Origin of the sequence: Streptomyces katrae, assembly GCF_000966975.1 — a bacterium.
Classification (GTDB): domain Bacteria; phylum Actinomycetota; class Actinomycetes; order Streptomycetales; family Streptomycetaceae; genus Streptomyces; species Streptomyces katrae.
Genome location: NZ_JZWV01001084.1, coordinates 1 through 6,717, shown reverse-complemented (window position 1 = coordinate 6,717; position 6,717 = coordinate 1). Strand labels below are relative to the sequence as shown.

Annotated in this window: 8 protein-coding genes and 1 pseudogene; 6 read left to right on the top strand and 3 right to left on the bottom strand. The window is 70.3% G+C overall.

The genetic code is table 11. The annotated features are described in order from the left end of the window. Positions 1 to 500: HNH endonuclease family protein (locus tag VR44_RS32665; protein ID WP_045951251.1), on the top strand; the 500-nt coding region annotated here is incomplete at its 5' end. A gap of 119 nt (positions 501 to 619) precedes the next feature. On the opposite strand, the gene VR44_RS32660 is transcribed toward VR44_RS32665, so the two are convergent. Then, positions 620 to 820 (bottom strand): hypothetical protein, encoded by a 201-nt coding sequence (locus VR44_RS32660; protein WP_045951250.1) that lies wholly within the window; start codon positions 818 to 820, stop codon positions 620 to 622. A 119-nt stretch (positions 821 to 939) separates the two neighbouring features. Here VR44_RS32660 and VR44_RS32655 point away from each other — a divergent pair, with 119 nt between their 5' ends. The 4 genes from VR44_RS32655 (at position 940) to VR44_RS32640 (ending at position 3,662) form a co-directional block, all read left to right on the top strand. Then, positions 940 to 1,218, top strand: coding sequence for a hypothetical protein (locus VR44_RS32655; protein WP_045951249.1), 279 nt, complete (start codon positions 940 to 942; stop codon positions 1,216 to 1,218). A 253-nt stretch (positions 1,219 to 1,471) separates the two neighbouring features. After that, complete coding sequence (locus VR44_RS49305) at positions 1,472 to 1,648, top strand: hypothetical protein (RefSeq protein ID WP_425424556.1); 177 nt, start codon at positions 1,472 to 1,474, stop codon at positions 1,646 to 1,648. Between the two features lie 864 nt (positions 1,649 to 2,512). Further along, positions 2,513 to 2,797 carry a hypothetical protein gene (locus VR44_RS32645; protein ID WP_045951248.1) on the top strand — a complete coding sequence of 95 codons (285 nt, stop codon included), beginning with the start codon at positions 2,513 to 2,515 and terminating at the stop codon, positions 2,795 to 2,797. A gap of 10 nt (positions 2,798 to 2,807) precedes the next feature. Next, positions 2,808 to 3,662 carry a helix-turn-helix domain-containing protein gene (locus VR44_RS32640; RefSeq protein WP_052713939.1) on the top strand — a complete coding sequence of 285 codons (855 nt, stop codon included), beginning with the start codon at positions 2,808 to 2,810 and terminating at the stop codon, positions 3,660 to 3,662. Between the two features lie 72 nt (positions 3,663 to 3,734). Here VR44_RS32640 and VR44_RS32635 read toward each other — a convergent pair. After that, positions 3,735 to 4,184: pseudogene (locus VR44_RS32635) on the bottom strand (helicase associated domain-containing protein); the annotation flags it as partial. A gap of 1,425 nt (positions 4,185 to 5,609) precedes the next feature. Between VR44_RS32635 and VR44_RS32625 the strand changes: the two are divergent. Then, entirely contained in the window at positions 5,610 to 5,816 is a 207-nt protein-coding gene (locus tag VR44_RS32625) for a hypothetical protein (protein ID WP_045951245.1), read from the top strand. A gap of 119 nt (positions 5,817 to 5,935) precedes the next feature. Here VR44_RS32625 and VR44_RS32620 read toward each other — a convergent pair whose 3' ends face one another. Next, on the bottom strand, positions 5,936 to 6,334 hold the full coding sequence (locus tag VR44_RS32620) for a peptidase inhibitor family I36 protein (protein WP_245692670.1): 399 nt from the start codon (positions 6,332 to 6,334) through the stop codon (positions 5,936 to 5,938). Positions 6,335 to 6,717 lie beyond the last annotated feature (383 nt).

The window sequence follows — 6,717 nt, the reverse complement described above, 5'->3', positions numbered from 1 at the left end:
CCTTCAAGCACTGGAACGCCGGCGCCAACACCTCCGACGGCTGCAACACCCGCGCCGAAGTCATCCTGGAAGAAGCCGTCGAACAGCCGGAGATCAGCGCGGGCTGCAAGCTCTCCGGCGGCCGCTGGTTCTCCCTCTACGACGACACCTGGGTCACCTCCGCCTCCAGCCTCGACGTCGACCACCTCGTCCCGCTCGCCGAAGCCTGGGACTCCAACGCCTCCACCTGGACCGCGGCCCGCCGCGAGGCCTACGCCAACGACCTCGCCACACCCACCTCGCTGATCGCGGTCACCGCCCGCTCCAACCGCGCCAAGGCGGACAAGGACCCGGCGGACTGGCTGCCCCCGGCCGCCGGCTACCACTGCGCCTACGCGACGGGCTGGGTGGAGACCAAGCTTCGCTGGGGCCTTGCTGCCGATGACCGCGAGCGCGCCGCCCTGCTTGGCGTAGCCGAGGAATGCCCGGGCGCGACCCTCTCCTACGAGACCGTCCCGTAGCTGAGCCGCGGTCGGCAGGCCGTTGGGAGCCGTAAACGAGCCGCTGGGGCGGTACGCCCTGGCTCCCGAACATGCACCTCCCAGCGGTAGCTGGGGGACCACGATCCGGAAGAGGCGGCCTACGGGGCGACGTGGTCGACCGGCAGCGGGGCCGCCGTGTCGGAGGTTGCGGGGATGACGTTGATCTCGGGCATGGGGAGGGTGCGGTCGCCGGTGAGGACGAAGAGGATCTCGCGAGCCAGGTCCCGTACCGCCGCCCAGGCCGGATCGGCGACTCCCGGACACTGACCGAGCAGCGATGAAGTCGAGGGGCGGCTCATGACGGGCCGCCCCTCCCTCATCCCCAAACACCACATGAGCGCAGCACGGTAGTTCACCCCTTGGGGCCCGGATTGCGGATACCTGCCCGTGCACCGGCCGGGGGCGGAAGGCTGGGCGGATGGATGATGCGTGGAAGGGCTGGCGGGTGTATGGGTCGGAGCCGGAGGACCCCGATCCGGGTCCGGAGCCGGGTCACATCTACGTGGAGTTGGTGGGCGGCCCGCTGGACGGGCAGCTGCTCGACGTGACGGGCTGGAGTCCGCTGGAACTTGCTGACGGTGCCGTGTTGATGTCGGAGCGGGGGGCGTTCGGGCCGGGTGGCCGCTGCGCGTACGAGCCGACCGAGGCCGATGGCGTCTACCCCAGCCGGTTCGGGTGGCGCGGCGACGTCCCGTAGTCGGCGGGCGGCCGGTCGGGGCGGTGAGTTGGGCTGGTTAGGGTGCGGCTAGCCCGTGCTGATAGGGCGGGCCCGGATGAGTGGCTGTGCTCAAAGGTCGGAGTGAGGTTTCCCCAGGTCAGAAATCTGGATGGGTGGGCCTGCGGCGGCGGCAGATCGGCACTGACGGCCAGGCCGCCGCTGCCCACGAACCGCAGCGCGGGCCGCAGCCGGGCCGCGACTACGTGGAGCTGGTCGGCAGGCCCTGGACGGGATGCTGCTCGACGTGACGGGATGGCCCCCGCTAGAGGTGGTGGACGGGCCGCTGCTGATGTCGGAGCACGGCGCGTTCGGGCCGGGCGACCGCTCCGACTACGCGCCAGCCGAGCCTGGCTCCGGCCTCGGGGCCGGTGACGTCGGACGGGTCGTGTGGCAGGGCGACGTCCCGTAAACGCCGCAGGTTCTCCCGGCCGCTACCCGGAGGGGCGTACCGGGGGCCGCCTCACATCGTCCTTACGGGTCTGCCTGAGGTGTTCGAGTGTGAGCCGGGCGTCGCCGTCGACCCGGCGCTGCTGCGCCCCGGGGGCGGGGTTCCCGGATGTGGGAACCGTGCTGCCCCTGGTGATCGACGTGTCCCATATATGGGAACGTCCCTGGTCAGCCCGGGGCGCTACCTGCCTCATCGACGTCAGGAGGTCCGCTAGTCGACTAGCGGAGCGGGTGCCGGGGCGGGGAAATGGGACAGGGCCGGCCCCGGTGGGGGCCGGCCCTGCGTGCGGCACTCGCGCGCCAACGCGGTGCTGCTTGTGTCCCTGCTGCGGAGTCACCTACTTCAGGGGCCGCCGGTCTCCCGGCGGTGTATGTGTCCCACCGTGCTCTTCAAAGGGACCGGAGCACAACTTCTCCTTGGACGGGCTTGGACGAATCACGGCGGGGGTCTGGGTTCTGTGGGCGCTGCACGGGGTCTGCCGGGGGGCTGGTGGGGAGGGTCGGCGTCGCACCCGGAAAGCGTGGGAGACGTTTGTGCAGGTCAGAGCGCCTCCCCGGGATCTTCTGCAAGCTTATGCAAGGTCAGGGACGCCAGTGGACGAATGAAAGGACATTTAGGACTTACGGGATATGGGCCGGGTTTCGTGTCCCCCCGGCGCCTGTGACGGTCTGTCATGCTTGTGATCCCCGGGCAAGCGACGCCAATCGCCCCTGGGGAAGCGCCACTTGGCGCGGAGTCACCAATACGGGAGGGCGCTGTCCCGCGCCCTCCCACCTCCTACTACTTCAGGGGCGCCGGTTGCGGTGTCCCCGGGACGGACTCGACATGAGTGTGACGACTGAGGCGACCGGTTTGGGCGGCCGGCAGCGGGGAGCGGACGCCCGGGCGACCGGGCTGACGATGCCGCAGGCGGTCGTGATCAGCGTGGTGATGCCCGTGGTGTTCGTCCTGGCCGTGGTGCTGAGCCTGCGGGGGATGCCGATGGGCGAGGTCTTCCGGCTCTTGGGCGGTGCGGGCGCCATCGGCGCCGCCCTGGTCGTCGCGGTCACCCCGGGCGGCCGGGGCGCTGTGGCGGCGGCTGCCCGGGCCGCACTCCAGGCCGGCCGGTAGGGGCTTGGTCATGGGACGTCCTGAACTTCCCGTCGACCACACCGTCCCCGAGCGCGGCGAGCTGGCCGCGGCACTGCGTGAGCTGCGGGCGGATGCCGGGCTGACCTACGACGAGCTCGCCTCCCGGACCGGGTTGTCCGCGGCGACGCTCAAGCGGGCGGCGTCGGGCCGCACTGTGCCGTCCTGGAAGACGTTCACCGCCTTCACCGACGCCTGCTGCAACGGGGACGGTGCGGTGATGAGCCAGCTGAGGCGCGAGCTCGGCGAGCTCACGAGTCTGTGGCGGTCCGCCCGGGTCGCTGAACGCGGCCGTCTGAAGCACCTGCGCCGCCCGGCATCCCCTGAACTGGTCACTACGGCCGGGCACCTGAGTGAAGCGCTGGAGTACTTCTACGAGTGGGCCGGGGCGTTGTCGCTGCGCCGGTTGCAGGCGCTGGCGGGCGGCGCGCACCTGCTGCCGGTCAGCACCGCGGCGCGGATCGTCAGCCGCCAGGCGCTGCCGGCCAGCCGCCAGCAGTGCGTCGCCTTCCTGAGCGCCTGCGGGCTCGGACCGCGCTTGGTGCGGCGCTGGGCGGACGCCTACGAGCGGATCACGACACGGCGCATGGGTGCCAACTGGGCTGTGAGAGACGCGGAGGCAGCCCTGGCCGCCTACATCGACGAGACCTCTCGCCACAGCGAACACGCCCCGGGGTGGACCGCCCGAATGCCCGCCCTCCGTCCGTCCGACCTGCTCCGGGGCCCTGGTCGGACCGTACGTCTGCGGGGAAGGGAAGACCTGATCGAACTCTTCACCGAGTCGAGACGGGAGCATGCCCACCCTGTCGCAGAAGGGGCCCGTACACGGCACCCCCGGGCCGCCTGAGAACACCTGGCCGGAGCCGGGACCGTACACAGCATCCGGGGTGATCACGGCAGCGCCGTGATCACCCCGTCCTCACTGGGCCGCCCACTCCTGCCCCAGCGCGGAGAGGGCTTCGAGCTGTGCCGGGTCGAGCCGGTCGCGTCGCTGCCGCTGGTTCGCCACCCATACACCTGTGCGATGTTCACTCCCGTCCGGGAGCCGCTCCACATGTCCCCGCCCGGGTGTTCCGCCGCCTTCTCGCGCCCGGTACTGCGCGAGGGCTTGGACGCCCTTGTGGAAGGCTTCTGCGCCCCGGCCGGACGTGGTGGTCGTGCTCGTCTTGGCGGGCGCGCTGCGGGCGTGTACGACCCGCGCCGGGGTGACGCCCAACTTGGTGAGCCGGGTCTGCTGCTCGGTGTTCAGCCGTGCCCAATCCCGGCGCTGGGTGGCCAGCCATCGGCCGATGGCCTCCCCGTGGCGGGTCACCCCGGGCTTGATGGCGGCCAGGCGGGCGCCTTCGTCCAGGAGCTGGGTGAGGTAGGCGTAGTGCCGCTGTCAGTCCACCGTCCACCCATGGTCGCCGTCGCCCGGGTTCCAGTCCTCATCGATCGCGGCCAGCGCCGCTGCCCGCCGCTCGGCGCGCACCGGGTCCTTCCCGAGGCCGCCGGGCGGTACCGGCTCTCTTCAGCAGGATCGGCATGCCGCCGTTCCTGTCCGGCGCGGGGCGGTGTAGAGGGCGTGGCAGGCGTCCATGCTGTTTGGGTCATCGTTGGCATGCTGCCCACGGCCGGAGCGTCGATCTGCCCGGCGCCTCAACGTCGGTGCACGCGTACCTGAGCACGCCTGCCCCTGTGGCGGCCTGGGCAGCCCTGTGCCTGAGCCAAGCACAGGGCCGGAACCAGGATCCGGTTGCCGCAGCGCTCCTGTTCACCGTGAACGCGTTCAGCGAGCGAGGAGGGGTAGACGGCGACGGATGCGTCCGCCGGACAGGCTTCCGAGCCGCGCCCGTCTGCTGGTGCCGAGGGCTTCAGCAGCTGGGTATCAGCCCTGGACCGACACTGACGTTCCCGGAATAGATCCAGCCGTTCCGCCACGTTGTGTCGCTCGGGTCGACGTAGTACCAGAGGTTGCCCGAGTCGGGATTGCGGTACTTGCACACAGCCCACAGCTGTGTGGGCACGGACATGTCGCTCCACCCGATGAAACCGCAGCCCGAAGCGGGCCCATACCTCAGTCTGATCGATTTGGTGGTCCTAAGGCTCACGCCGGTGGTGCCGGCGCCGGGGTCCCAGTTGCAGTTCACGGCTGTGGGCCCCAGGGGAACGGACATGGTGTCCGCGCGAGTGGCAGCTGATGCGGGCGACACCATCGCGCCAACTGCCACAGTGGCAGTCATGGCCACTGAGATTCTCTTCGGCATTTGCAACGCTTTCCTCCTTCATGGTCATGTCCAGCCTCAACTGGGCATGGCGAAGTGGAATAGGCATGTGCAAGAAACAGCGTGAAGCATGGCAGAGAGCAGCTGCGCCACAAAGGCTCGGTATCGGCCGTTTTGAAGACGCCCGGAAGGGTTTTGCGAATCCCCGGTGCCGACTTAAAAGGTGCTACGCGTTGACCCCCGCCGCGCCCCTGGCCCGTTCCCCTATCCGACCGCTGGAGCACTACGCCTGCCGGCTCAGCGGGACGGGAGAACAGGAAGGGGCGGAGGCGGGACGGCGAGTTCGCTGGCCTCGTCCTCCGGCGCTGGAGGGTGTGCCCCCGCCGGGGCATGCGGGTGGGCAGATCCTGGCGGGGGCCGCGGTCTGGGTGGGGCTGACCCCGCTCCAGGCGCTCGCCGGACTGCTTGATCGGCTATCCCGCGCAGGTGGGCGGGACTGGCGGGCGTGTGGTTCCCGGTCCGCACCCGGCGGCCCGCAGTCGTTGGACGCGCCCTGTTCGGGGCGGCGAAGGATCGGTAGGGTCCCGCGCATGGCTGAGATCGACGCAGATGAGTTGCTGAGGCGAATCCGTGCGGCGCGGGACTGGGCTGCTGCGGAGGACGAACGGCTGCAGGCCGCGAGCACGGCCGGTGGATCCGACGACCAACAGCTTGCAGATGCATCGCAGATCTACAACAGCATCCGGGCAGTCCTCGACGAGATCATCGAGCCCGGCAAGCACTCCCGGGAGAAGTAACTACCAGGCCGGGCCGATCTGCTCCCGCGCGGGCGTGCGGCGCCCCCCGAGGGGGCCGCACGCCGCCCGTGGCTTGCCGGCACCACCGGAGCGCGGCGTGTTGGGTCTCCCACGCCTCCTTACGCGCCGCAGGGTGTGGTGTTGTTCTTCAGGGAGTGAGTGGTGTCGTTGAGCTGGTAGGAACGCAGGTCCCCGATGGCGCCGCCGTCGGCCCCGACGCACACGTGCCGGCCGAAGTAGTTGTCCTTCTGGTAGACCCGCGCGGTGCGGCTGCTGTTGTTGATGACCGAGCTTCCCTTGCCGCGGATGTAGTCCGGCAGGTGGCGGACCGAGCCGTCGGTGGCGCGTTTGACGTAGGGCTGGCCCTCGAAGCCGATCTCGGGGTAGATGCACACGAACCCGCGGGGGCACTGGATCTGGTCCCGGGGGGCGGTGACGGCCGAACCTGTACCGGTCGGCGCGGGCCGGGCCTGCGCGGGGGCGACACCGGCCAGCGCCACCGTCAGAGCTACGGTCATACTGGCGAGCGCGAGAATCCTGGGAACACGCATGTACTGACTCCTTCGTCGGATGTGTGCCGTGCAGAGCAGCAGCGACGCACGGTCCCAGCCCCCTGCGGCCGGAAGCCCGGGTACACCCACACATCCCCGCCCACCCTGCCAGCGTGATTACCCAAAGCGGCAGCACCTTTGCTTCCAGGCGTCAGGCCGGCTGGATCGCGGGGAGCGCACCGTTTGACTCCTGTGCGCCGCGAGTGCCTCAGTGCCGCCGACTGGCGCTCCGGCGCACGTGGTGCTCGTGGGATGTGCAACCACTTGTTGGGCGGCGGACGTTCGTCGAGCAGATCGAGAGGGGGAGGGGACCCGGCGCCGCGGCAGGTGGACCGTGGATCTGCGGGCCG

What these genes read in the sequence shown, in the direction of transcription:
- VR44_RS32660 (WP_045951250.1), bottom strand. Translation starts at nt 820, where the DNA reads ATGAGCCGCCCCTCGACTTCATCGCTGCTCGGTCAGTGTCCGGGAGTC.
- VR44_RS32655 (WP_045951249.1), top strand. Translation starts at nt 940, where the DNA reads ATGGATGATGCGTGGAAGGGCTGGCGGGTGTATGGGTCGGAGCCGGAG.
- VR44_RS49305 (WP_425424556.1), top strand. Translation starts at nt 1,472, where the DNA reads ATGCTGCTCGACGTGACGGGATGGCCCCCGCTAGAGGTGGTGGACGGG.
- VR44_RS32645 (WP_045951248.1), top strand. Translation starts at nt 2,513, where the DNA reads ATGAGTGTGACGACTGAGGCGACCGGTTTGGGCGGCCGGCAGCGGGGA.
- VR44_RS32640 (WP_052713939.1), top strand. Translation starts at nt 2,808, where the DNA reads ATGGGACGTCCTGAACTTCCCGTCGACCACACCGTCCCCGAGCGCGGC.
- VR44_RS32625 (WP_045951245.1), top strand. Translation starts at nt 5,610, where the DNA reads ATGGCTGAGATCGACGCAGATGAGTTGCTGAGGCGAATCCGTGCGGCG.
- VR44_RS32620 (WP_245692670.1), bottom strand. Translation starts at nt 6,334, where the DNA reads ATGACCGTAGCTCTGACGGTGGCGCTGGCCGGTGTCGCCCCCGCGCAG.